The sequence below is a fragment of the Streptomyces kanasensis genome, from assembly GCF_043077165.1.
GTDB lineage: Bacteria > Actinomycetota > Actinomycetes > Streptomycetales > Streptomycetaceae > Streptomyces > Streptomyces changanensis.
Genome location: NZ_JBIBSF010000008.1, coordinates 121,946 through 146,699, shown reverse-complemented (window position 1 = coordinate 146,699; position 24,754 = coordinate 121,946). Strand labels below are relative to the sequence as shown.

Here is a 24,754-nt window from a genome sequence, read left to right as displayed (position 1 = left end):
ATGTGACGTGCGTCACTCGCACTGTACCCGTAGGGCGAGGGGTCGCCGGTCGAAACCGGGTTCGATTCGCCTGTGCGTCGGACCGTCCAGGGAGCGTAGGGCGAGGCGGTGGTTCCGTTCAAGCCGATACGGATGAACGCGAAGATCGTCTTCGCGATTGGTTGACCGCTCAACTCCCCGCGCCGGCAAGGGCTTTCGCCGCGGCCCCGGGTGTCGTCCGGGCTCCGTGGCGACGGCCGCCAGGGCGTGGACGTGCGGTTTCCCGCTCCTCGTGGGGAATTCTCCACACCGGCGCGGAAAGGCGGTCCGCACCGCGGCCCGGCCCTTTCCGCCCTCTCCGGTTCGCAGCCGCGCACGGAGCCGTTTACGGCCACGGGGAAATGCTCCCGCAAGGGGAATCGACGACTCCGTACAAAATTTCGCCCCGCATTCAGGGGCGCCCGGGAGGCGTGAATTCCTCGCGGCCCTCCCGGCCGTCCACCGTCGCAGACAGTTCGAGGTGACCGTATGTCGTCCCATTCATCTGCTCCGGCCGGTACCGACGCCGTGGCCGGTTCCAGGATCGCGGCCGTCGCCGGCGTCCGCCCGCAGCGGGTCGTCGGCAACGACGAGCTGGGCAGGGGGCTCGGCGTCACGGCCGAGTGGATCGAGCGCCGCGTGGGCGTCCGCGAGCGGCGCTTCGCGGGAGCGGAGGAGACCGTCACGGGAATGGCGGCCGGCGCCGCGGCCAAGGCGCTCTCGGCGGCGGGCCTCGCCCCCGTCGACGTCGATCTGCTGGTCCTGGCCACCTGCTCCATGCCGTCGCCCATGCCGAGCGGCGCGGCGTCCGTCGCGGCGTTGCTCGGCGTCCCGCACGTCGCCGCCTTCGACGTCAACGCGGCCTGCGCCGGCTTCTGTTACGCCCTCGGCGTCGCCGACGGCCTCGTCCGCGCCCGCACCAGCCGCGTGGCCCTGGTCATCGGGGCCGAGCGGATGACCGACTGGGTGGACCGGGACGACGTGGACACCGCCACCGTCTTCGCCGACGGGGCCGGTGCCGCGGTCGTCGTCGCCGACGAGCGGGTGGGGATCCACCCGGTGGAGTGGGGCGGGGACGGCGACAAGGCCGGGCTGGTCGCCATCCCCGACCGGTACGGCAGCGTCACCATGCAGGGCCAGGCCGTCTACCGCTGGGTGACGTCGGAGCTGACCGCGGTGGCGGCGGCGGCCTGCGCGCGCGCCGGGATCGCCCCCGCCGACCTCAAGGGCTTCGTGACGCACCAGGCGAACCTGCGGATGATCGAGCGCCTGGCGACGGGCCTCGGCGCCACGAACGCCGCCGTCGCCCGGGACGTCGTGGAGACCGGCAACACCTCCGCGGCCTCCGTACCCTTGGCGCTGTCCCGGCTGATCGACCTCGGGCAGGTCCGGCCCGGTGACCCGATCCTGCTGATGGGCTTCGGCGCGGGGCTCAGCTACGCGGCCCAGGTGATCACCTGCCCGTGACGGTCGGGGGCGGGTGCCCCACCACGACCCGAAGCGACCGCGACTGGCCACACGGCACCGGCCGCCGGCCCGCACCGGCCGCCGGCCCGCACCGGGCCGCCCGTCCGTGCCCTCCGTCGGCCGGTGCCTCCCGCCGGTCACCCGGCGGGAGGCACGGCGCCGTCTCCTCCGGCCTCAGCCGTCCCGGTCGGTGCCGGTGCCGGTGCCCGTCCCCGTGCCGGCATCGGCACCGGTGTCCGTGCCGCGGGCGAGGTGCGCCTGGCGGGCGGCCTCGACGAGCCTCGGGGAGAACGCCATCCCGTGGGCGTCCGGCACGTCGTACGGGGACCGCCAGTGGTCCGGCACGAAGGTGTCGCCGTCCTCCTGGGCGAGGTGGCACGAGGCGCACCACTCGGTCCGCCAGCCGTAGGCGACGGCCCGGACCCCGTCGAACTCCTCGTCCAGCGGACCGTCCACCCGGTACCAGCGGTGGAGGTCCTCCGCCCCGCAGTGCGGACAGGGCGCCGAGAGGTCGGGGGCGGCCGGTTCCGCGTCGAAGGCGGTCCGCCAGGCGGCCAGCAGTCCCGGTGGCACCAGCCGCCAGCCGCCGGGGCCCGGCAGGGCGAGCTCGTCGACGTCGAACAGGTCCATCTCCCCGGCCTCGACGGCACCGAGCATCCTGCACTCGCCCGTCGTCAGGTCGACACGGACGGGACCGATGCCGATGGTCATCTGCGACGGGTCCCCGGTCTCCAGGTAGCCGCGGTTCTGGAACCCGAAGTAGGCCGCCCCGCCGACCACGGTCGCCGCACCCTCGACGGGCACCAGGTCCACTGGGGAGTTGAGCGGGTCGTCGGTCACGTACCGCTGGGCCAGTTCCGCCGCTCGTTCGAGACTGATCACTGGTCGGTCCTGAGGAATCCGTAGTTGCGGTGGACACCCGGCTTGGCGTGCCCGGACTGTCCGTCGAGGAAGATCACGTCTCCCTTGACGTTCACCACGTTGAACACGTGGGAGTCGCCCTTGCCGGGCCCGAAGCCCCACACGATACCGCGGGCACCGTCCCCACCGGCGAGGACGTCACGCACGATGCCGCTCAGGGTCGTGCGCAGGAACGGCTTGCCGCCGTAGAGGCCGGTGATGGCGGAGTCGGACCCCCGCCCGAGGTTCGCCGGGGCGGAGGACGGGGCGCCGTCCGCCGGCAACCGGTCGACGGCGATGGCGCAGGCGCGGCAGTTGGTCCCGCCCTTCTGGGGGTTGACCAGCTTCGTCAGCTCCGGCGTGATGGGCGTCTTGTAGGAGAGCTTGCCCCTCAGGTAGTGCACCGTCCCGCCGCCGCCCGCGCCGAAGCGCAGGTTCCCGATCGAGGACGCGGCCTTCTCCGGGGAGACGGCCGCGCGCCGCCACCCCGTGAGGCCGCCGATCCCGACGAGGGCTTTTGGGTCCTTCTTGAGAGTGCGGCATATCGCGCATCGCGGACTGGGCGCTCCTCATCGGGGCTGTCGGCGGAGGCGTTCGGCTGTCCGCTGGCCCTCGTTGCGATTGTTACGGGAGGGGCGTGGGTGCTGTGGGGTCTGGCGGTCACGTACTCCACACGGCGGCCCCTCCCCCTTCGGTGGGATCGCCGCCTTCGGGGGGTGGGGGCCCTGCGGACGTGGCCCCGGACGTCTTGGTGTGCGGTGTCGCGGGGGTGAGGGGGCAGGGGAAGTGGTGGGGCGGGAGGGCTCCGCCCCGACGGCTACTTCGTCGCGCCCTGGGCGAAGCCGTTGTAGATCCACCGTTGGAGCAGCAGGAAGACGACGAGCGTCGGCACGATCACGAGGATCGCGCCCGCCGAGATCGCCTCCCAGTGCGCGCCGAAGGGGCCCTTGAAGCGGAACAGGGCCGTGGAGATGGTGCCGAGCTCCTCCGAGTGCAGGTAGAGGAAGGGGATGTAGAAGTCGTTGTACGTCGTGATCCCCTTGATGATGACCACGGTGGCGATGGCCGGCTTCAGCAGCGGAAAGATGATCTTCCGGTAGATCGTGAAGGCGTTCGCGCCGTCCAGTCGGGCCGCCTCGTCCAGGGAGGTCGGGATGGAGCGGATGAACTGCAGGAAGATGTAGATCGACACGATGTCCGTGCCCATGTAGAGGAGGATCGGCGCCCACCGCGAGTCCACGAGGCCGAAGCTGTTGATCAGTTGGAAGGTGGCGACCTGCGTCGTGACGCCCGGCACCAGGGTGGCGACGAGGAACAGTGCCATGACGGTCTTCTTGGCGCGGAAGTCGAAGCGGTCGATGGCGTAGGCGGTCATCGAGCCGATCAGGACGGTCCCGCCGATGGAGAAGAGCAGGATGAACGCCGTGTTGCCGAAGGCGGCCAGCATCTTGCCGTCGGTGAAGGCCGTGACGTAGTTGTCGGTGTTGAGCCAGTTCCCCGGCAGGGAGAGCGCGTTGCCGTCCGCGACCTCCTGCGAGGTCTTGAGGGACGTCAGGAACACGACGGTGAGGGGCAGCAGCACCACCACGGAGGCCACGACCAGCGACAGGTAGGTCAGCGCGGTGCCGATCCGCGGGCGGCGGGTACGGCGCGGTGCGGGTCGCGTGGACGGCGGCGCGGGCGGCGTGGGCCGTGCGGCCGGTGCGGCGGTGAGGTCGGGGGTCGTCACGTGAGGTCCACCTTGTCGTCGGGCACGAGCCGGCGCTGGATCCACGTGATCAGCAGGATGATCGCGAGCAGCACCACGGCGGCGGCGGAGGCGAGGCCGGTCTTGTTGAACTGGAAGGCGAGCTTGACCGTCTGGATGACGAAGGTCGACGTGCCGGTCGCGCCGCCGGTCATGATGTACGGGATCTCGAACACGGACAGCGAACCCGAGATCGCCAGGATGACGCTCAGGCTGAGGACGGGCCTGATGCTGGGGGCGATGATGTGCCGGAACTGCTGCCACCGGCTCGCGCCGTCCAGCTGTGCGGCCTCGTACAGCTCGCCGGGGATGGACTGGATCGCGCCGAGGAAGAGGACGAAGTTCAGTCCGGTGAAGCGCCACATGGAGACGCCCGCGAGGGAGGCGTTCGCGGAGGTGGGGTCGCCGAGCCACGGGTGGTCGCTGGTGACGCCCAGCCAGGACAGGACCGAGTCGAGCGTGCCGCCGTCCTGGAAGAAGTAGAGGAAGACGAAGCCGATCGCGACGCCGTTGATCAGGTAGGGGAAGAAGAGGATCCCCTTGAAGAGGTTGCGGAACCGCAGGTCGAAGCTGAGGACGGTGGCGAAGTACAGCGCCACGGCGATCTGGACGGCGGACGCCGCGAGGTAGTAGCCGCTGACGAAGAAGACGCGGAAGAGCTCGGGGCGGGTGAAGATCTGCACGTAGTTGTCGACGCCCGTGAAGTTCCGGTCCGGGCTGATGCCGTCCCAGTCGGTGAAGCCGTAGTAGACCATGTTGACCACGGGGACGTACGTGAACGTGATCAGCAGGGCGAGCGGCAGCAGCAGGAAGAGCCACGGGGTGAGCCGCCGCACGGGGCTGTCGCGCCAGGACCGCCGCCCGGGCGGCGGGCCGGAGGGGGGACCCGAGGGCGGACCGGAGCCGTCACCGCGCCGGGAGCGCCGGCCGGGGTGCTCGGGGAAGCGCTCCACGGGGCGGTCCGCGGGTGCCTCGCCGGGACGGGGCCCCCGGCCCGGCGCACCCGTCTTCTCCGATGAGGGCCGTGCGGGCCGTGCGGAGACGGTGGGGGCGGGGCGTGCGGCGGCGGGCCGTCCGGTGGCGGCGGCGCGTCCGGAGCCGGTGTCGGTCGTGTCGGTCATCTCAGCCTTTCGTGTCCGCGTCTGCGGCAGGGAGACGGGAGGGAGGGCTCCGGCCGGTGTCGTACGGCCGGAGCCCGCTCCGCCGGCAGCGGCCGGCGGTCCTGTGCCGCCGGGTCGGGGTCCGGCGGTCCCGTTCCGCCGGGGTCAGGAACCGGCGGTCTTCGCCGCCTCGTTCCACCGCTTGTCGAGGTCGGCGAAGAAGCTCCGGGCGTCGCCCTTCTGCGCCCCGCGGGCGATGTCGACCAGCTGCCGCCGGTAGTCGGGCTTGTCGAGGCCGATCTCGGCGGCCTTGTCGATGGTGTTGACCTCGCCCGTCTCGGCCTCCGACCGCTCCACGAGCTTGACATCGTTGTCACCGTACTCGGCGAGGGTGTCGGGCATCGCGGCGGCCTTCACCGTGGAGATGGCGCCCTCCTTCGCCGCGTAGCCCGACTTCTCGGTGAACCAGTCGATCCAGGCGCGCGCCGCCGCCTTGTGCTCCGAGTGGGTGCTGACCGCCTGCTGGTAGTCGGTGGTGGCGGTCGCGCAGAACGTGCCGTCCTTCTGGGCGGGGAACGGCATGAAGCCGATGTCCGCCGGGTCGGTACCGGCCTTCTTCGCCGCGTCCCGCATCTGCGTGATCGCCCACGAGCCGAGGTGCATGGTGGCGATCCGGCCCTCGGCGATCATGCCCTTGGAGGCTTCCCAGTTGGTGGTGTTGGGGTCCTTCTCCGACAGGCCGGACTTCACGATGTCGTGCAGCAGCGAGTCGATGACGCGCAGCTCACCCCCTTCCTTCCAGGGGGAGACGGGGCCGGCCAGCTTGTCGTTGGCCTTCGCGTCACAGCCGACGGAGCCGATGTCGTTGCTCCAGGCCGTCAGCGGCCAGCCGTCCTTGAAGTTCGTGTAGTACGGGACGGCGTCCGTCTTCGCCTCGATCGCCCGGAGGTCGGCGAGGAACTCCTGCGGGGTGGTGGGCCAGTCGGTGATGCCGGCCTTCTTCCAGACGGCCTTGTTGTAGAGGAAGCCGTTGGCGGTGCCGAACTGGGCGATGCCGTAGACCTTGCCGCCGACGTCCGTCTTGTCGCTGAAGCGGTACTTGGAGCGCAGCTCCTCGGAGCTGCCCAGGGGGGCGAAGAACTTCGGGTAGTCGTTCTTGGCGACGGCGGCCGGGATCATGAGGACGTCGCCGTAGTCGTCGGTGTTCATCCGGATCCTCGCCTCGCCCTCGTAGTCGGTCAGGGCCTCGAAGGTCACCTTCACCTTCGGGTGGGTCTTGTTGAACTCGGCGGCGTACCGGGCCATCGTCCCGTCCTGGACGAGGTCGGTGCGGTGCGTGAGGACCTTGATCTCGCCGGTGGCGTCCCCCGGATCGGAGGGGGCGGTCGCCGGCTCGCCGGAGGCGGTGCCACCGCCGCCGCATCCCGCGACGGTCAGCATCGCGGTGGCGAGGAGCGCCCCCGTGAGCGTCTTCTTCTTCCCCATGTGCCCAGCTCCTTCAGGATCGCGGCTCAGCTCTGCGGGTGGGATGTCGGCACTATGTCAGTCGGTGGTGAACCGGTAAAGCTCAGATTTCCAGCGTGATGCCCAATCGTTACCGGACCGCGTGCGTCGAGCCGGGTACGGGCTGACTGGAGCCACCGATCTGCGGACCGGATTCTCTACTAGACCGGTTTATGGACACGCCTTGATCGGCGGGTTACGTTGTGCGCCGTCGTACATCCGCCCCGGCCTGAACCAGGCGATTGGAGCCGCACCCATGAAGGACACCACGCAGCTCACGGAGGGCTGGCACCTGCGTCACGGCGACGAGTTGCTCGACGCCCGCGTCCCCGGCTGCGTCCACAGCGACCTGCTGGCCGCCGGGGCCATCCCCGACCCGTTCATCGGCCTCAACGAGAAGGAGGTCGCCTGGGTCGGCCGGCGGGAGTGGACGTACACGACGCACCTGGCCCACGACAGCGCCCACGAGCGCACCCACCTCGTCTTCGACGGCCTCGACACCGCCGCCCGCGTCACCCTGGCCGGCGAACCGGTCGGCGCCACCCGCAACATGCACCGCCGCTACCGGTTCGACGTCACCGGCCGCACCGGCGAGCTGGAGGTCCGCTTCGCCTCCGCCTACGACGAGGCGGCGGCCGTCCGGGCCGTGACCGGCGAGCGGCCCAACGTCTACCCGGAGCCCTCGCAGTACGTGCGCAAGATGGCGTGCAGCTTCGGCTGGGACTGGGGGCCGACCGTGGTGACCGCCGGAATCTGGCGCGGGGTCCGGCTGGAGCACTGGTCGACCGCGCGCGTCGCCGAGGTCCGGCCCCTGGTCACCGTGGAGGGGGCCACGGGCCGGGTGGAGGTGCGCGTCGACGTGGAGCGGACCGCGCGGGGCGAGGGGCGGCCCCTGCGCGTCCGCGCCCGGGTCGGCGGTGGCGGTGGTGGCGCCGGCGCGGCCGCGGAGGCCGCCGGCGGGGGCGACGGGGCGTTCGCGGAGGCCGTCGTCACGGGAGACGAGGCGGTCCTGCGGCTGGAGGTGCCCGAGGTGCGCCTGTGGTGGCCCCGCGGCTACGGCGACCAGCCCCTGTACGGCCTGGAGGTCACCCTCGCGGACGACGACGGGCCGCTCGACACCTGGCACCGCCGGATCGGCTTCCGCACCGTCGAGCTGGACCGCTCCGCCGACGCGCACGGCACCGGCTTCACCCTCGTCGTCAACGGCGTCCGCCTCTTCGCCCGGGGCGTCAACTGGATCCCCGACGACGTCCTGCCCTCCCGCGTCACCCCCGAGCGGTACCGCGCCCGCCTCGCCCAGGCCGCCGACGCCAACGTCGACCTCGTCCGGGTCTGGGGCGGCGGCATCTACGAGGACGAGGCGTTCTACGACGCCTGCGACGAACTGGGCCTCATGGTCTGGCAGGACTTCCTCTTCGCCTGCTCCGCCTACCCGGAGGAGCCGCCCCTGCGCGGCGAGGTCGAGGCCGAGGCGCGGGACAACGTCGTCCGACTCATGCCGCACCCCAGCCTCGTCCTGTGGAACGGCAACAACGAGAACCTCTGGGGCTTCCGCGACTGGGGCTGGGAAGCCGACCTGGCCGGTGACTCCTGGGGCGAGGGCTACTACCTGGGCCTGCTGCCCCGCATCGTCGCCGAGCTGGACCCCACCCGCCCGTACACCGCCGGCAGCCCCTGGTCCGGCTCGTGGGACCACCACCCCAACGACCCGGCGCACGGCACCCACCACTCGTGGGAGGTGTGGAACCGCCAGGACTACGCCGAGTACCGCGCGAACGTCCCCCGGTTCGTCGCCGAGTTCGGCTGGCAGGCGCCGCCCGCGCTGGCCACGCTCCGGCGGGCCCTGCCCGGCGAACGGCTCGCGCCCGACTCGCCCGGCATGCTGCACCACCAGAAGGCTGAGGACGGCAACGGCAAGCTGAACCGGGGCGTCGCCCGCCACTTCCCGCTCCCCGACGGCGACTTCGACCGCTGGCACTACTTCACCCAGCTCGTCCAGGCGCGCGCCGTCGCCGCCGGCATCGAGCACTGGCGGGCCCACTGGCCGGTCTGCGCCGGCACCGTCGTCTGGCAGCTCAACGACTGCTGGCCGGTCAGCTCCTGGTCCGCGATCGACGGCGACGGCCGACCGAAGCCGCTCCACCACGAGCTGCGCCGCGTCTACGCCGACCGGCTCCTCACCCTGCTGCCGGGCGGCTCGCGAGCGGACGCCGGTGCGGGCACGGTGGCGGGGACCGGGACCGGGACCGGGACGGGGGTGGGCACCGGGACCGGGACGGGGGTGGGCACCGGGACCGGCCCGGAGACGGGCGCCGGCACCGGTGGTGACGGCACGGACGCCGGCCGCGGTGGCGGGGGACCGACGCTGGCCGTGATCAACCAGTCGGCCGACCCCTGGCACGCCGCGGTGACCCTGCGCCGCCTCGCCGCGGACGGCACCGTCCTGCACCACACCACCCTGGACGTGGCCGTGGCGCCGCGCTCCGTCGTCCGCGTACCCGTCCCCGAGGCGGCCGCGCCGGCCGAGGGGACCGTGAAGGAGTTCCTCGTCGCCGACGCGGACGGCCTGCGCGCCGTCCACTTCCCGGTGCCGGACAAGGACTTCGCGTACGTGCCGCCCCGGTTCGACGTCGCGGTGGAGCCGGTAGCGGGCGGGGGGGATAGAGTCGACGTCGTGGTGAGCGCGCACACTCCTGTCCGAGACCTCCTGCTCCAGGCCGACCGGCTCGGGGCGGCGGCCGCCGCCGACCGCGGCCCGCAGACCCTGCTGCCCGGCGAGGTGACGCGCATCCGGCTGACCGGCTGCGGCACCCCGGACGCCGCGGACGTCCGGTCCGCCCTGTTCTGCGTGGACGTGGTGTGAGCGGCTCGCCCGCACGTGTCACCATCAAGGACGTCGCCGCCAGGGCGGGGGTGTCCAAGGGCGCCGTGTCGCTCGCCTTCAACCACAAGCCGGGCGTGTCGGAGGCCACCCGCGAGCGGATCTTCGCAGCCGCCCAGCAGCTGGGCTGGGCGCCCAGCGCGACGGCGCGCAGCCTCTCCAACCAGCGGGTCGACGTCGTCGGGCTGGCCCTGTGCCGGCCCGCGCGGCTGCTGGGCATCGAGCCGTTCTACATGGACTTCGTCTCCGGCATCGAGAGCGTCCTGGTGGAGCGTTCCTGCTCGCTGCTGCTGCGGCTGGTGCGCGACGTCGACGAGGAGATCGCCGTCCACCGCGACTGGTGGCGCGGGCGCATGGTCGCCGGCGCGGTGCTCGTCGACTTCCGCCGCGACGACCCGCGCGTCCCGGCCCTCCAAGCCATCGGGCTGCCCGCCGTCGCCGTCGGCCACCCGTCGCTGACCGGGGCCTTCCCGGCCGTGTGGACGGACGACGCGACCGCGGTCGGTGAGGCCGTGCGCTATCTGGCGGCCCTCGGGCACCGCCGGATCGCCCGTGTCGGCGGCCCGGCGGAGCTCGGCCACAGCGCGATCCGCGCGGAGGCGTTCCGGTCGACGGTCCGCGGGCTGGGCCTGGACGAGGGCCGGCAGATCGCGACGGGCTTCGACGAGGAGGAGGGCGCCCGCGCCACGCGCTCCCTGCTGCTCTCCGCCGACCGGCCCACGGCGATCGTCTACGACAACGACATCATGGCCGTCGCGGGGGCGGGCGTCGCCGCCGAGATGGGCCTCGTCGTCCCCGACGACCTGTCGCTGCTGGCGTGGGACGACTCGCAGCTCTGCCGGATCACGCATCCGACGCTCTCCGCGATGAGCCACGACGTGCACCACTTCGGCGCGGAGGTGGCGCGGATCCTGTTCGAGGTCATCGACGGCACGCACACCGGCCCGTACCAGGCGCCGACCCCGACGCTGACCCCCCGCGGATCCACCGCTCCGGCACCCGGGTACGGCCCGCGGGCCTGACCCGACACGCCGGAGGGCCGCACCCCGCTCGGGGGTGCGGCCCTCCGGCGTACGAGGCCCCGCGAGACGCCGGAGACGACGCCGGAGGCTCCGGGAGAGGCCGGGAGACGCCGGGAGACGCCGGGGCCCCGAGGGCTGCGGAAGGGGGGGGCGCCGGGGCCGCGCCCCCCCCCCCCCCCCCGCCCGCCACCCCCCCCCCCCCCCCCCCCCCCCCCCCCCCCCCCCCCCGGCGGGGGGGGGGGGGGGGGGGCGGGGGGGGGGGCGGGGGGGGCGGGCGGGGCCCGGGGGGGGGGGGGGGGCGCCCCCCCGGGGGCGGCCCGGGGCGGCCGCCTTCCGTCAGCTCCGCCGTCAGCTCCGCCGTCAGCTCCGCCGTCGGCTGCGGGGGGACGTGTCGCGGAGCGTCGGTCCCGGCGCCTCCCGGCAGGCCGCGGCGGGGCCCGTCAGAGCCTGGTGCAGGGGGCGCCGTCGAGGCTGAAGGCGGTCGGCGTGCCGTTCGTGCCGGTGAAGGAGGCGCTGAGGCCGAAGCTCACGCTGCCGCCCGCCGGGATGGTCCGGGTCCACGGCTCGGGGGTGGCCCGCACCTGGGAACCCTGCTGGACGACCTTGGCGTTCCAGGCGGAGTGCACCCTCTGGTCGCCGGGGAACGCGAAGTCCAGCCGCCAGTCGCTGACCGCCGCCGCGCCGGTGTTGCGGACGGTCACGTCGGCGTTGAAGCCGCCGTTCCACTCCTGGACGCGGTAGGTGACCGCGCAGGCGCCCGTGGACTGCGCCGGTGCCGTGGTGACGGTGACCGGGGCGGAGCGCGCGGAGCGGTTGCCGGCGGCGTCACGGGCGTACACGGCGAAGGCGTACGCGGTGGACGGCGTCAGGCCCGTGACGGTCGCGCGGTTCGTCGCGGACGTGGTGGCGCGGGTCTCGGTGGCGCCGTCGAGGCGCACCACATCGTAGGCGGTGACCGCCGTGTCGTCCGTGGAGGCCGCCCAGCCGAGCGTCACGCGGTCGGACCGCACGTCGGACGCGGTCGGCGTGCCCGGCGCCGTGGGGGGCCTGGTGTCGCTGCCGCCACCGGAGTAGACGCTCGCCTCACGGGAGGTCGCCTTGATGCCGTGCGCGCCGTTGAAGATCCGCTCACCCCACGGGGAGAGCCGGGACGGGTCGAAGCCGACGGCCATGTCGAGGTATTCGACGCCGCCGCCGTTGCCGCTCCACGACCAGCCCAGGTAACCGAGGCCGAGCTGTTCGGCGGTCGCCATGATGGCGTCCTCGTCGGGGTTGCCGTCGGAGTGGTCGTGGCCGAATTCGCCGACCACGATCGGGAGTCGGGCGGAGGCGAACCGGTTCAGGTAGTCCCGTACCTCGGCCGCCGTGTCGAAGACGCCGTACATGTGGATGGAGAACACCGTGTTGCGCGCCGGGTCGGCGGAGAACACGCGCTGTGCGTTGTCCCGCATGGTGAAGGACCAGTCCTGGCCCCAGTTCGGGGCGTCCGCCATCAGCGTGTGGGTGAATCCGGCGGTGCGGAGCCGGTTGATCGCCGCGGACGTGTCGGCGGTCCACGCCTGGTACCCGGTGTTCCCGTGCGGCTCGTTCCCGATGTTGAGGACGACGTACTTCTCCTGGCCCTTGAGGGCGCTCTGCACGTCGATCCAGTAGTCGACGGCGCGGTCCAGGGTCACGGCGCCGTCCTGCTCGCCGTACCCGGTGGTGTCGTGCGCCTCCAGCACGCAGACGAGCCGGTTCTGCTTGCACTGGTCGACGACGGCCGCCACGTCGGCGGTGTCGTTCCTGGTCCAGCGGTCACCGGTGGCGAGCACGACGCGGACCGTGTTCGAGCCGAGCGCCTTGACGTCCTTCAACGCCTTCGGCGTCGTGTTCGTGTACCAGGTGTGGGCGTGGTTCACGCCGCGCATGACGAAGTCCCCGCCGTTCGCGTCCAGCAGCCGGCCGTCCCTGACGTGGAACCCGGTCGCCGCCGATGCCGACACCTGTGCCGATGGTGTCACCTTCCCTCCGGAGTCGGCCTCCCGGGCGGTGGCGTGCGGGGCGGCCAGTGTCGAGGCCGCCATGGCCAGCAGCGCTCCCGCCGCGGTGGCCAGTCTCTTTCGCATCTCCTGCTCCCAACGTGGTCGCTCGTACGCCGGGGCGTGTGCGTCCCGGGGTACGGCTGTGCCGTGTGTGTCGTGGGTCGTTCCCTCGGTCCCGGTGCGGCGGAGAATTCCCGGAGGATTCCCCCGCGTGTGCTTTCTCCGCCGGTCCGCGCCGTTCATCGACGGGCGCGCCGGAGTGCCGAGGTGGATTCCCGCTGCCCGGTCCGAGATTGCGGCTCCGGGACCGGACGGCGGGAGATCGGGCGCCGGGGGGACGGCACCGCGCATTCCCTGGTGGGGGAGCGCGTGCACGACGGTGTTCGACATTCCGTCCGGCGACTTGAGGAGAGGCTAGAACGAGACCAGGAACGAGACAACCGTTCGGACGAAACCGGTTAAGTTTAGCGGGAGTTCATCGGTTGCCGATGTGCGCGATGTCCGTTCGGTGTGCTTCTTCCCGCCCGACGGTGGCCCGGAAGACCGTCCCGCTTCCGGTGACGGCGACCTCCTCGCCCGCCGGGACGTACGCCGACTGACCGGGCGCCAGCCACAGTTCGCCCCTCGGGCCGGCCAGTCGGGCTCGCCCGCCCGTGCACACCAGGACCTGCGGACCGGACCCGTCGAGGCGGTAGGCGGCACGGGCCGTTCCCGGCCGCAGCCGGGACAGCCGGAAGTCGCCGACCGGCGCCGGGTACAGCTCCTCGCCGCCCGCGAGGACCTCGGGGCGCACGACACCGGCCGGACCGGCGGCGAACCGCACGACCCGCAGCAGCTCCGCCGCGTCCACGTGCTTGGTCGTCAGCCCGCAGCGCAGCACGTTGTCCGAACCGGCCATCACCTCCACGCCGAGCCCCCTCAGGTACGCGTGCGGGACCCCCGCCCCGAGGAACAGCGCCTCGCCCGGGGCGAGTCGCACCTGTCGCACCATCAGGGCGGCGAGCAGCCCCGGATCGCCGGGGTGGACCCGCGCCGCCTCCGCGTACGCCGCGCAGTCGCGTCTCCACGCGCCGCCGCTCCGCGCCACGCGGGCCAGCGCCCGGGTGACCTCGGCGACGAGGTCCGGTGCGGGGGAGGTGAGGAAGGCGGAGAACACCTCGCGCAGTGCGTCCTCCTCCGGCCGGGAGCGCAGGACCTCCGCGTACGCGGCGAGGCCCTCCACCTCCAGGGCGTCGAGGAGCCGGGCGCACTCGCGGGCGGGGCGGAAGCCGCACAGGCCCTCGAACGGGCTCAGTGCCACGAGCATCTCGGGCTTGTGGTGGGCGTCCCGGTAGGTCCGGTGGGGTGCGTCGACGGGGATGCCCGCGGCGTTCTCGCGCGCGTACCCGGCGGCCGCCTGCGCTGCGTCGGGGTGGACCTGGAGGGAGAGCGGCGACTCGGCCGCGAGGAGCTTGAGCAGGAACGGCAGCCGCGGCCCGAACCGGCGCGCGGTGGCCTCGCCCAACTCCCCGCCGGGGTCGGCGGCGATGACCTGGTCGAGCGGCCGGGGGCGTCCCCCGCGCTCCACGAGGGAGGGGGCCGCGGGATGGGCGCCCATCCACAGCTCCGCCTGCGGCGTGCCGTCGGGGACGGTGCCCATCAGCTCGGGCAGCGCGGTGGGGGAGCCCCACTCGTAGGGGCGGACGGTGGTACCGAGGCGGTCCACGGGCGGGTTCCTTTCGGCCGGCCGGCCGAGGGACGTGCCACCCGGGGCGGCGGGGCGGGAAGCGGTGGGGGCGGGGGAGCGGGACGTGTGCCGGGGGTGTACGCCGGAGACGTAATGCCGGTCAGGGCGTGGGGACCGGCGGGGTGGGTGTGGTGCCCCGGGCCGGCGGCGTGGACGGGGTGTCCGGCCCCGGCGGGCCGGAGGGGGCCTCCGGCACGAGCGGGGCGGAGGGGGTGCCCAGGTCGGGCCGGGCTGACGGGGTGTACGACGCCGGCGGTGCGGGCGGGGCGGAGGGGTTGGACGGCACGGACGGGGCAGAGGGGGCGTTCGGCCCGGGTGAGGCGGACCGGCGGGGCGGGGCAGGGACGGGGGCGGCGCCGGTGTGGGCGCCCGCGGCGGCCGCGGCGCCGATCAGCCCGGCGTCGAGGGCCAGGCCCGCGGGCACGACCGTTACACCGCGGGCGAAGCCCAGCACCGCGTACGCGTCCAGCCACCGCCGCAGCGGCGCGAACAACGTGTCCCCGGCCTGTGCCACGCCCCCGCCGACGACCACCACGTCCAGCTCGACGAGGGTGATGGTCGCCGCGATGCCGGCCGCGAGGGCCTGCGCGGCCCGGTCGTACGCGGCCCGCGCCGTACCGTCCCCGGCGCGGGCGGCCTCCGCCACGGCGGCGGCGGTGGCCGGGGCGCCGGGCGGCGGCGTCCACCCGGCGGCCAGCGCGCGGGCGGCGATGGCCGTGCCGCTCGCCAGGCCCTCCACGCACCCGCGCGCCCCGCACGGGCAGGGCTCGCCGTCCAGGTCCACGGAGATGTGACCGATGTGCCCGGCGTTGCCGGAGGGGCCCGTGTGCAGCCGTCCGCCGAGGACGATGCCGCCACCGACGCCCGTCGACACCACCATGCACAGCGCGTTGTCGACGCCCCGCGCGGCGCCCAGCCAGTGCTCGGCGGCGGTCATGGCGACCGCGTCGCCGACCAGGACCGGCGCGGCGGTGCCCGCCGGCATCCGCGGGTGGGCGTGCACCCGCTCGACCAAGGGAAATCCGCGCCAGGCGGGGATGTTGACGGGGCTGACCGTCCCGGCGGCCGTGTCGACCGGCCCGGCGCTGGCGATCCCGAAACGGTCCAGCGCCGCCCACGCGAGATGCGCGGACAGCTCGTCCAGGACGGCGGTGACGGCCCCCATCAGTGCCTCCGCCGACCCGCGGGCGGGCGTCGGCCGCTGCGCGCGGGCCACCAGGCGGCCGTCCGGGTCGACGAGCGCCCCGGCGATCTTCGTACCGCCGATGTCCAGAGCCCCGTACACCATCGCGTCAGCCTTTCGTCGCGGGTAGCGCGGGACCGGGCGTCCCGCGGGGGATCACTCTGCACGGTAGCTGACAACGTTGTCTAGCCGGCTGCCGATGTTAAGTGACCGTTTAGTAAAACTCATCGCCGAGCGCGCATAGCCCCTTTACCAAGGCACTTGATCGGTTAAGTATCGGGTCGCGCACCTCGCCGTCGCGTCGCCGTGCCCCGTCACGCCCGGACCGCCGCCCGGCTGCTCCACCGCACCCCGCACCCCGCTCCCCCCCGATCCCGCCGCCCGCCGCCCGCCGCCCCGAGGACGAGACACCCCGATGAGCGCTGCCCCCTCCCTCCCCACCCCCTCCGGCCCGTCCGCCACACCCCACACGCCTGATCCACGGGACCTGTCCGGCTTCCCCGCCTTCCCCCGCGACTTCGTCTTCGGCGCCGCCACCGCCGCCTACCAGATCGAGGGCGCCGTCCACGGGGACGGGCGCGGCGCCTCCATCTGGGACACCTTCACGCGGCTCCCCGGCCGCGTGCGCGACGGCGACACCGGTGACGTGGCCTGCGACCACTACCACCGCCACCCCGAGGACATCGCCCTGCTCAAGGAGCTGGGAGTCGACTCGTACCGCTTCTCCGTCAGCTGGCCGCGCGTCCAGCCCTCCGGCGCGGGCCCCGTCAACCGCGCGGGCCTCGACTTCTACGCGCGCCTCGTCGACCGGCTGCTGGAGGCCGGGGTCGAACCCGCCGTGACCCTCTACCACTGGGACCTGCCGCAGGCCCTGGAGGACCACGGGGGCTGGCGGAACCGCGAGACCGCGCTGCGCTTCGCCGAGTACGCCTCACACGTCGCCGAGGCCCTCGCCGACCGGGTCCCGCGGTGGATCACCCTCAACGAACCCTGGTGCAGCGCCTTCCTCGGCCACGCCCACGGCCTGCACGCCCCCGGCACCCGCGAGGGCACGCCCGCCCTGGCCGCCGCCCACCACCTCCTGGTCGGCCACGGCCACGCCCTGCGGGCCCTGCGCGCCGCCGGCGTCCGCGAGGCCGGGATCACCCTCAACCCCGACCACGTGACCCCCGCGACCCCCGGCCCGGACGACACCGCCGCCGCCCTGCGCGCGGAGACCCAGCGCAACCTCATGTGGACGGAACCGCTGCTGGCGGGCCGCTATCCCGGCTCGGAGGAGGACACCTGGGGCGAGCTGATCACCCGGCAGACGTTCCGCCGTCCCGGCGACCTCGCGCTGTTCTCCGAGCCACTGGACTTCCTCGGCGTGAACTACTACACGCCCTCCACCATCCGGGACGCCCCGTTCCGCGAGCCGGACCCGCAGCTGCGGACCGCCGACGACAACCGGTACGCCGCCGTCCCCCGGCCGGAGCTCCGCCACACCGCGATGGGCTGGCCGGTCGCCCCGCACACCCTGCACGAGCTGCTGGTCTCCCTGCGCGACCGCTACGGTGACGCGCTCCCGCCGATCGTCGTCACGGAGAACGGATCGGCCGAGCACGACGAGCCGTCCCCCGACGGCACGGTGCACGACACCGACCGGATCTCGTACCTCGACGGCCATCTGCGGGCCGTGGCCGCCGCCCTCGCCGACGGTGTCGACGTACGGGGCTACTACGTGTGGTCGCTGCTCGACAACTTCGAGTGGGCGGAGGGCTACGGCAAGCGCTTCGGCGTCGTGCACGTCGACTACGCCACCCAGCGCCGCACCCCGAAGGACAGCTTCCACTGGTACCGCCGGCTGATCGCCGCCCAGCGCCGCGCCGACTGAGCCCGGCGCCGCCCTGCCGGCGTCGACGGCCCGGGGTTCCGTGGGCCCGGTGCGGTTCCGTGGCCCGGGGGTTCCGCGGGTCCGGTCCCGGGCCGGTCCGGCCTGCCGCGCCGGTACCGCACCGCCGGGCGGCGGCGCGGTAGTGGCGGGCTCTCCCGGGTACCCGTCACGCCCGCCCCGGACGGGGCGGGCACGGACTGCGGAGGCACGACCATGAGTGACGCGTGGGACTACCCGACTCCTTCCCAGGCGGAGGGTGAACGGGAGCCGGAGCCAGGCACCGACGAACACCCCGACGTGGCCCGGTCCACCCCCTCCCAGGCGGAGGGGGAGCGGACCGCCGACGCGCCCGCCGACGTACGGACCGACCCCGCACCGGAGGAGGGCTAGCCGTCCCCACCCTCGACGCCCGGCCCGCCGGCCCCCGGCCGACAGCGCCGACGCCGTCGACGCCGTCGACCGTGCCGAACCCGCCGGCCCCCGCCTGCTCTCGGCCGGCCCCCGCCGGTCGTCGTGCGGTCACCGCGGTGCCCCGCTCCGGCCGGGGTCGGCCGTGATCACCCCGCGCAGGGGGAGGGCGACGAGGAGCGCGAGCAGGACGAGGGACCCGCTCGCCCAGAGCGGCCCGTGACACCCGAGCGGGGTGCCGAGGGTGGTCGCGGCGACGAGGGGTCCGACGGCGGCGCCGACGTTCAGCGCGGCGGTCGCGTAGGAGCCGCCCATGGTGGGCGCGCCCCACGCCTCGTGGAGGACCCTGGTGATCAGCGTGCCGCCGAGGGCGAACGACAGCGCGCCCTGGAGGAACACGAGGAGGAGGAGCACGGCCGGCTCACCCGCCGGCAGGGCCAGGGCCGGCCAGCCGACGAGCAGCAGCGGTCCGCCGACCACCAGCACCGAGCCGGGCCGCCGGTCGGAGAGCCGGCCGGCGACGGAACCGGCGCCGAAGAGCACCAGCGCGACGGGCACCCACAGCTCGCCCAGCCCGGCCGCGTCGGTCACCACCGGGGCGAGGAAGGTGAAACCGGCGAAGGTCGCCGCGTTCACCAGCGCGCCGACCAGCATCACCACGAGCAACCGCGGCCTCTTGAGCTGCGCGAGCTCGGGTCGCAGCGCAGGCGGCCCGTCAGCGGCGTGCTCCCGCGGGCGGCGCGCCGGCATTCCCGCGAGGATGCCGACGGCCGCGGGCACGCAGAGAGCGGCGACCGCCCAGAAGGCGGCCCGCCAGCCGAAGAGCGCGCCCAGGAGCGACCCCCCTGGCACCCCGGCGACCGTCGCCACCGTGGTGCCCGACAGCAGCACGGCGAGCGCCCGTCCCTTCTTGTCCGAGGGGACCAGCGCGGTGGCGGTCGTCAGCGCCACGGCGAGGAACCCGGCGTTCGCCAGCGCCGCGACCACCCGGGTCGCGATCAGGACCGGGAAGCTGCCGGTGACCGCGCCCACGGCGTGGGCGGCGAGGAAGAGGAGGACGAACGCCGACAGGCCGGAGCGTCCGGGCACGTTCCGGGCGAGCCCGGCCATGAGCGGGGCGCCGACGACCATGCCGATCGCGTACGCCGTGGTGAGGGCGGCCGCCGTCCCGACGGTGACGTCGAGGTCGGGGGCGATGTCCGGCAGCAGGCCGGCGAGCATGAACTCCGAGGTGCCCATGGCGAAGACGGCCAGGGCGAGCAGGTACAGGGGGAAGGGCATCGAGTGGCTCCGAGGCGAGGAGAAGCACGAGAGGTCATCTCGTCACCGCGGTCAGCACCCAGGGGCGCCCTCGTCCGGCCGCTGAGCGCGGCGGGACGGCGGACCGTGAACTCAGGGGGCAAGGGGGCTGACGGCGTGACCGAAAGCCCCCACCTCGGCTGACTCAGGACTCGACATGGCCCGCACGGTACCCGACCGGCCCCGCGGGGGCAGCCCGGTTTACTCCCGGGCGGAGCGCATCGGCCGGGTCGGGGGGTGCGGTCGGGGGGTGCGGTCGTCGTGGTCGGGCCGTGGTGGACATCGTGGTCGGGCCGCCGAGGAGGATGGACGTGGATGCCGACGGGGACCTGGACGCGGACGTCGACGTCGATGTGGGCCGGGGCGCTCAGGCGCCTCGGGGGTCCAGGCGCTCCGCCGACTCCAGCAGGCGCGCGGGCAGTGTCGCGGCGGCCCCCAGTACCTCCACGCCGACGAGGCGGCCCTCCTCGTCGAAGTCGAGGTTGACGGTGCCGTCGATTCCCACCGGATCGCAGGCGACGGTGCGGGCCGCCCTCGTCAAGGTGCCGGGGGCGGTGAGGTACACGTAGGCGGCGTCCGCCGCCCTGTCGTAGGTGACCCGGGGGTGCGTCATCGTCGGCGTGCTCCTTGGCTGTGGTCGAACGAAGGGGGTACGTGCCGACGATGCGGGTGGCGCCGGTGGTGCCGCAACGGGTTTGCGCCGGGTCCGCCGGGTGCGCATGCTGCCGGCGCCCGTCACGCGCCCGGGGCCCCGCCTCATTGACCGGCCCCGCGTCGCCGTTCTAGTTTCGGTCCGGACCGCAAGTGGCCCCGACGAGAGAGGACGGCCCCGATGCCCCCACGCGAAGGGCCGCAGGCCACCCCCCTACCCGCGGCGCCGACCGGCCCCACCGCTTCCACCACCACCGCTTCCACCTCCACCTCCGTCACCGCTTCCGCGAAGCCGGGCGGCGCGTACCCGTGGCTGGAGCCCGCGCCGGAGGAGTACGTCGGCTGGGACGTCGACGTGCTGTACGGCCCCTGGCCGCGCCACGACCGCGACACCGGTCTCGCCGAGGTCCGCGCCCACCTCGCCGCCTCGCCGGTCGCCGGGGCGCTCGCCCTCTCCACGCGCGGCGTGCTCTACGACGACGCCGGCGGGAACGCCGAGACGGTCCGCGACCTCGCCGACTGCCCCGAGCTGCGGCCCGTGGGCACGGTGGACCTGCGGGACGCGCTCACCGCCGAGGCGCGGCTGGACGAGCTGGGCGCCGCGGGCGTGCGGTTCCTGCGCCTGTTCACCGTCGACCAGGGCGCCGAGCCGGACTTCCCCGGGTACCGCAGGGTCGTGCGCCTCGCCGTCGAACGGGGCATGGTGCTCCTCCACGACGGCGACCCGCGCCGCTTCGGCCCGCCCCTCACCGGGTGCGGCGCCGACGTCGTCTTCCTCGACCTCCACGCGTACCTGCTCGCCGACTTCCTCCTCCTGGCCCGTGACGAGCCCGGGTTCCGGGCGACCACCCGGATGCTCTCCGGGCCCGACTCGATCGAACGGGTCGTGGAGTCGGTGGGCTCCCGCCACCTCGTCTTCGGCTCCCGGACGCCCTTCATGGACCTCTCGCCCCAGACGCTGAAGCTGCGGTACGCGGAGATCCCGGCCGACGACCGCGCCGCGATCGCCACGAGGAACGTCGAGGAGCTGCTCGCCTGATGCCGATCATCGATGTTCACGCCCACGTGGGCCGCTGGCAGTTCCACCTGACGGCCGGTGACGCGGACGCCAACCTGCGGCAGATGGACCGGTACGGCATCGACCACCAGCTGGTCTCCGCCTCGGAGGCCGTGGTGTACGACGCGGTCGCGGGCAACGCCGCCCTGTACAAGGCGCTCGCCACGCGGCCGCGGCTCCACGGTTACGCCGTCGTCAATCCCAACCGCATCGACGAGAGCGCCGCCGACCTGCGGCGCTGCCTCGACACCGGGCGTTTCGTGGGGGTGAAGATCCACACGCACTACCCGGGCCGGCTGCCCGGGTCGCCGGAGATGGCCGCCGCGTTCGACCTGGTCGCCGAGGCGGGCGTACCGCTGCTGCTGCACACGTGGGGCAGTGAGGTGGCCCTCCTGCCGGAGCTGGTCGAGGCCCGGCCGGGCCTGCGCGTCCTCGTGGGCCACGCCGGCGGTGACGCCTGGCGTGAGGCCGCGCGGGCGGCGGCGGCCTGCGACCGGCTGTACCTGGAGCACTGCCGCACCGCCACCGACGCGGGCCGCATCGCGTACGCCAGGGAGGCCGGCGTGCCCGTCGAACGCATCCTCTTCGGCACGGACTCGACGCTCATCGACCCGTGCGTCTCCCTCGGCGTGATCCGTGACGCGCACTTCGCACCGGACGAACTCGAGCGCGTCCTGTGGCGCAACGCCGCCGAGCTTTTCGGGCTGAGGGTCTGAGGGTCTCGGAAGGGTCGGAAGGTCCGAAGGTCCGAAGGTCTGAACCAATACCCGGAGTTCCTGCACGGCCCGTAATCGCCGCTCTCCGGCGGAGTGACCCATTCCGCTGACGCGTAGACAAATAGCGGCAAGGTCTATCTCGATTGGGTAACGACCTTTTTGTCAAGGGCTCAACCACTCGCGGGTGACGCGCGTAACTACCGCACCGGACAAGCCTTTTGAGGGTTCGTCATTTCCTGCGTCCCGGTTACGGAATGGACTCGTTCCGCTGGTCTCGTTTGCCGGAATTCTCCTCTGGCAGGCTTCCGCGCACCGTCCTCTGACCAGGGGCCAAGGAAAGGTGCACGTACGTGTCCGGACGTCGAAGAATGAAGAAGACCCCAGCCCGAAAGCCACGCCGCCTCATATTCGTGACCGCCGCCGTCGCCCTCATGGCGACCGCCGGAGCCGTCGCGTACCAGGGGGTGTACGCGCCCGGCGGCACGCCGGCGGATGGTGGCGGCGGCGCCGCACCGGCGGTCGCGGCGCCCGCGGCGGCCTCCCCGAGCGCCGCTCCCGAGCCGGCCGCCGAGCCGACCCGTGACGAGGAGCCGGAGCCGATCACCGAGGTGCCGAAGGACGAGCCCGCCAAGGGCCTCGTCTACAAGGGGCTCAAGCCCGCCCCGAAGGACGACACCTGCGAGGGCGTCTACCGCACCGCGAGCGGCCACTGCACGCACGGCCCCGACGCCCCGCCGCCCGGTGTCGACATCAAGAAGGACACCCCGCCGGCGGTGAAGGCCGCCACCCCCGCCGAGGATCCGGCCCGCGCCGAGGACCCGGCCGCCGCGGCGCCGGCCGGCGAGAAGGCCGTGACCACCCCGGCCCTGGACGCCGCCGCGCTGCCGCGCAAGGCGGACCCGCAGCCGCCCGCCGCCACCCCCTCCTCCACCGGAGGCCGCACCGCGGCCCAGGGGCCCGCGGGGCAGACCGTCCAGTGCGACGGCGACGGTGCCACGGGCAACCGCGTCCAGGTCGTCTACGTCCACGCCCCCGGCCAGGACCGGTACGCCCAGTACCTGCCGTCCTTCCGCAAGTGGGCCGCCGACGCCGACCTCATCTACTCCGAGAGCGCCCGGGACACCGGCGGCGTCCGTCACATCCGCTACGTGACGGCAGCCGACTGCACCCCCACCGTGCTCAACATCGAGGTACCGGCCTCCGCCCTCGCCGAGTTCAGCGCCACCAACCGCGCGCTGGCCGCCAAGGGCCTCGACCGCCGCGACCGCAAGTACATGATCTTCGCGGACTCGCAGGTCTACTGCGGCATCGGCACCTTCGCCGGGGACGAGCGCCCCGGCCAGAGCAACCTGAGCAACTTCGGCCCGTCCTACGGCCGTACGGACTCCGGCTGCTGGGGCGGTCACACCGCCGCCCACGAACTGGGCCACAACCTCGGCGCGGTGAACAACAGCGCGCCCAACACCAGCCGCGGCGCCCACTGCACCGACGAGTGGGACGTCATGTGCTACTCGGACACCCCGTACTACCCGAAGATGCGCACCGTGTGCGGTGACCGGGCGTACGAGAACCGGCTCGACTGCAATCACGACGACTACTTCCACACCAGTCCCAAGCCCGGCAGCTATCTCGCCACCCACTGGAACATCGCGGACAACCAGTTCCTCATGGGCCACAAGGGCAACGGCCCCGGCCCGACGCCCAACCCGAACCCGACCCCGAGCCCCACGCCGTCCCCGACCGGCGGCACGGGCGGTACGACCGGCCCGGACGTCACCGTCGGCCAGATCGCGCAGGACTCCGCCGTCGTCAGCTGGCGCGCGGTCGCCGGCGCCGCCTGGTACCAGGTGCACCTCGACGGCCGGCCCATCGGCTGGGTCGACACGCCCAGCGCCCGCCTGTACAACCTGAAGCCGAACACCGCACACACGGTCGCCGTCTCCGTGCGTGACGCCTCCGGCCGCGACACCGCCCCCGGCAGGGCCGCGTCGTTCCGCACCACCGGCGGCGGGGGCACCACCCCGACGCCGGGCACCCGGTACGTCCTCGCCAACGGCGCCACCGGCAACGCCGCCGAGATCTGGGGCGGCCGCACCGCCGACGGCACCGTCCTCGTCGGCTCGCCCCGCAACGGCTACGCCCAACAGCAGTGGTTCTTCGACGACGCGGGCGCCGGGTACACCCGGATCCGCTCGGCCGTCTCCGGCAAGTGCCTCCAGCTCGGCGGCACGGCCTCGGCCGGGACCTGGGTGGCGCAGCAGCCCTGCCGCGCGGTCGCGTCCCAGCAGTGGCGGATCACCCGCAGCGGCAGCGGAGTCACCGTGACCGCGGGCGACAGCCGGTACGTCCTCGGCGTCAGCAACCGTCCGTACTACGGCTCCTGGCTGATCGAGCTGCAGCACGCCTCGGGCGCCGGCGCCCAGGTGTGGACGGTGCAGCAGCCGTGACCCGCACCCGTACCCCGCGCACCCGCCGTACCGCCGCGGTCGCCGCGCTGGCCGGGGCCGCCCTGTGGCTGACCGGTACGGGCACCACCCTCGCGCACGGCGGCGGCCTGGAGGTCGACGTCACCGGGCAGTCGGCCGGGCGCGTCACCGCGGACGTCACCTGGGCGGGCGACGGCGACCCCGTCGACGAGCGGGTGGCCGCGACGGTCAACGCCGTCAGTGGCGACGGCCGGACCGCGCTCGGTCCGTGGCGGCTCGTCCGGGCCGTCGGCACGCCGACCGGGTACACGACGGTCGAGGCGCTGCCGCCGGGCCGCTGGAAGGTCACCGTCGAGGTGGGCCACCCGGGGCTGGGCCGTGCCCAGCGGGAGGTCACCGTGCCCGCGGGCACCCCGGCCTCCCCGGCGGCACCCGCTTCCCCGGTGGCGCCGGCCGCCGGCACGGCCGCGGCGGGCGGGGACCGGCCCATGGCCGGAACTCCGGCCTCCGGCACGGTCGCGTCCGGTACGGCCGCGACGCGCACCACCGCGTCCGACACGGACGGGGCCGGTGACTCCGGCGGGTCCACCGGGCCCGGCGGGTCCGGTACGGCGGTGGCCGCGACCGCCGCCGCGGTGGCCTGCGTCGCCGCGGCCGGCGCCATCGTGGTCCGCCGCCGCAGGACCGGGACCGGCGGCGCGGGCCGCTGAACCGGCCGGCCGCCGTTCCCGCCGCGCCCCGGAGCCGCCCGGC

General features: G+C 74.0%; 18 protein-coding genes and 1 pseudogene. 9 read left to right on the top strand and 10 right to left on the bottom strand.

The features are described from left to right. Window positions 1-546 precede the first annotated feature (546 nt). Entirely contained in the window at window positions 547-1,485 is a 939-nt protein-coding gene (locus ACF053_RS20695) for a beta-ketoacyl-ACP synthase 3 (RefSeq protein WP_391955425.1), read from the top strand. A gap of 174 nt (window positions 1,486-1,659) precedes the next feature. Here ACF053_RS20695 and ACF053_RS20690 read toward each other — a convergent pair whose 3' ends face one another. The 5 genes from ACF053_RS20690 to ACF053_RS20670 all read right to left on the bottom strand — a co-directional run bounded on the left by ACF053_RS20690 (window position 1,660) and on the right by ACF053_RS20670 (window position 6,717). Further along, on the bottom strand, window positions 1,660-2,367 hold the full coding sequence (locus ACF053_RS20690) for a hypothetical protein (RefSeq protein ID WP_391955241.1): 708 nt from the start codon (window positions 2,365-2,367) through the stop codon (window positions 1,660-1,662). Further along, window positions 2,364-2,789, bottom strand: coding sequence for a toxin glutamine deamidase domain-containing protein (locus ACF053_RS20685; RefSeq protein WP_391955240.1), 426 nt, complete (start codon window positions 2,787-2,789; stop codon window positions 2,364-2,366). Before ACF053_RS20685 ends, ACF053_RS20690 begins: the two co-directional genes overlap by 4 nt. 413 nt (window positions 2,790-3,202) lie before the next feature. Further along, window positions 3,203-4,015, bottom strand: a complete 813-nt coding sequence (locus ACF053_RS20680; RefSeq protein WP_391955424.1) for a carbohydrate ABC transporter permease — start codon at window positions 4,013-4,015, stop codon at window positions 3,203-3,205. Between the two features lie 95 nt (window positions 4,016-4,110). Beyond that, entirely contained in the window at window positions 4,111-5,253 is a 1,143-nt protein-coding gene (locus tag ACF053_RS20675; RefSeq protein ID WP_391955239.1) for a carbohydrate ABC transporter permease, read from the bottom strand. 144 nt (window positions 5,254-5,397) lie between these two features. Further along, complete coding sequence (locus tag ACF053_RS20670; RefSeq protein ID WP_391955238.1) at window positions 5,398-6,717, bottom strand: ABC transporter substrate-binding protein; 1,320 nt, start codon at window positions 6,715-6,717, stop codon at window positions 5,398-5,400. A gap of 274 nt (window positions 6,718-6,991) precedes the next feature. Between ACF053_RS20670 and ACF053_RS20665 the strand changes: the two genes are divergently transcribed. Continuing rightward, window positions 6,992-9,598 carry a glycoside hydrolase family 2 protein gene (locus ACF053_RS20665; RefSeq protein WP_391955237.1) on the top strand — a complete coding sequence of 869 codons (2,607 nt, stop codon included), beginning with the start codon at window positions 6,992-6,994 and terminating at the stop codon, window positions 9,596-9,598. Then, window positions 9,595-10,638 carry a LacI family DNA-binding transcriptional regulator gene (locus ACF053_RS20660; protein WP_391955236.1) on the top strand — a complete coding sequence of 348 codons (1,044 nt, stop codon included), beginning with the start codon at window positions 9,595-9,597 and terminating at the stop codon, window positions 10,636-10,638. The genes ACF053_RS20665 and ACF053_RS20660 overlap by 4 nt, the downstream gene beginning before the upstream one ends. A 440-nt stretch (window positions 10,639-11,078) precedes the next feature. On the opposite strand, the gene ACF053_RS20655 is transcribed toward ACF053_RS20660, so the two are convergent. The 3 genes and pseudogenes from ACF053_RS20655 to ACF053_RS20645 form a co-directional block, all read right to left on the bottom strand. Beyond that, window positions 11,079-12,746 carry a cellulase family glycosylhydrolase gene (locus tag ACF053_RS20655; protein ID WP_391955235.1) on the bottom strand — a complete coding sequence of 556 codons (1,668 nt, stop codon included), beginning with the start codon at window positions 12,744-12,746 and terminating at the stop codon, window positions 11,079-11,081. Window positions 12,747-13,137: 391 nt separating this feature from the next. Beyond that, the gene (gene manA / locus ACF053_RS20650) at window positions 13,138-14,367 is read right to left on the bottom strand and encodes a mannose-6-phosphate isomerase, class I (RefSeq protein ID WP_391955234.1); all 1,230 of its coding nucleotides are present in this window, start codon (window positions 14,365-14,367) and stop codon (window positions 13,138-13,140) included. 391 nt (window positions 14,368-14,758) lie between these two features. Next, window positions 14,759-15,676: pseudogene (locus ACF053_RS20645) on the bottom strand (ROK family protein); the annotation flags it as partial. A gap of 382 nt (window positions 15,677-16,058) precedes the next feature. Here ACF053_RS20645 and ACF053_RS20640 point away from each other — a divergent pair. Continuing rightward, window positions 16,059-17,444 (top strand): GH1 family beta-glucosidase, encoded by a 1,386-nt coding sequence (locus ACF053_RS20640; protein ID WP_391955423.1) that lies wholly within the window; start codon window positions 16,059-16,061, stop codon window positions 17,442-17,444. A 213-nt stretch (window positions 17,445-17,657) separates the two neighbouring features. Continuing rightward, the gene (locus tag ACF053_RS20635) at window positions 17,658-17,834 is read left to right on the top strand and encodes a hypothetical protein (RefSeq protein WP_391955233.1); all 177 of its coding nucleotides are present in this window, start codon (window positions 17,658-17,660) and stop codon (window positions 17,832-17,834) included. A gap of 129 nt (window positions 17,835-17,963) precedes the next feature. On the opposite strand, the gene ACF053_RS20630 is transcribed toward ACF053_RS20635, so the two are convergent. Together ACF053_RS20630 and ACF053_RS20625 are read right to left on the bottom strand one after the other, a co-directional pair. Next, complete coding sequence (locus ACF053_RS20630) at window positions 17,964-19,133, bottom strand: Cmx/CmrA family chloramphenicol efflux MFS transporter (RefSeq protein ID WP_391955232.1); 1,170 nt, start codon at window positions 19,131-19,133, stop codon at window positions 17,964-17,966. A gap of 385 nt (window positions 19,134-19,518) precedes the next feature. Then, a complete protein-coding gene (locus ACF053_RS20625) occupies window positions 19,519-19,764 on the bottom strand; it encodes a DUF2283 domain-containing protein (protein WP_391955231.1) in 246 nt (81 codons plus the stop codon). Window positions 19,765-19,983: 219 nt separating this feature from the next. Here ACF053_RS20625 and ACF053_RS20620 point away from each other — a divergent pair, with 219 nt between their 5' ends. From ACF053_RS20620 to ACF053_RS20605, 4 genes are all read left to right on the top strand, one after another. Then, a complete protein-coding gene (locus ACF053_RS20620) occupies window positions 19,984-20,841 on the top strand; it encodes an amidohydrolase family protein (protein ID WP_391955230.1) in 858 nt (285 codons plus the stop codon). After that, window positions 20,841-21,575 (top strand): amidohydrolase family protein, encoded by a 735-nt coding sequence (locus tag ACF053_RS20615; RefSeq protein ID WP_391955229.1) that lies wholly within the window; start codon window positions 20,841-20,843, stop codon window positions 21,573-21,575. The genes ACF053_RS20620 and ACF053_RS20615 overlap by 1 nt, the downstream gene beginning before the upstream one ends. Window positions 21,576-21,985: 410 nt before the next feature. Beyond that, on the top strand, window positions 21,986-24,022 hold the full coding sequence (locus tag ACF053_RS20610; protein WP_391955228.1) for an RICIN domain-containing protein: 2,037 nt from the start codon (window positions 21,986-21,988) through the stop codon (window positions 24,020-24,022). After that, window positions 24,019-24,711: a hypothetical protein gene (locus ACF053_RS20605; protein WP_391955227.1), complete on the top strand. Its 693-nt coding sequence runs from the start codon at window positions 24,019-24,021 to the stop codon at window positions 24,709-24,711. The genes ACF053_RS20610 and ACF053_RS20605 overlap by 4 nt, the downstream gene beginning before the upstream one ends. Window positions 24,712-24,754 lie beyond the last annotated feature (43 nt).